Origin of the sequence: Bacillus sp. SIMBA_008 (assembly GCF_046535495.1) — a bacterium.
Taxonomy (GTDB): domain Bacteria; phylum Bacillota; class Bacilli; order Bacillales; family Bacillaceae; genus Bacillus; species Bacillus subtilis.
The window spans coordinates 1-242 of the sequence record NZ_JAWRWL010001120.1; the positions used below are offsets into that span (position 1 = coordinate 1).

The 242-nt window shown below is 43.4% G+C and carries 1 protein-coding gene; it reads left to right on the forward strand.

Annotated elements, in window-relative coordinates:
* Positions 1–242: fructose-bisphosphatase class II (locus SB658_RS26920; RefSeq protein WP_410603566.1), on the forward strand; the 242-nt coding region annotated here is incomplete at both ends.

The following is a 242-nucleotide window of genomic DNA, read 5'->3' on the forward strand; positions in this document are numbered from 1 at the left end:
TGGTATTGGCGGAGCTCCAGAAGGTGTTATTTCTGCAGCAGCATTAAAATGCCTTGAAGGTGAAATGCAAGCTCGCTTAGTTCCAATGAACGAAGAAGAAGAAGCTCGTTGTCGTGAAATGGGATTAGAAGATCCTCGTCAACTTCTTATGTTAGATGACTTAGTATCTGGGGATGATGCAATCTTCTCAGCAACTGGTGTATCTGCTGGTGAGTTATTAGACGGTGTTAAATTCCTTGGCG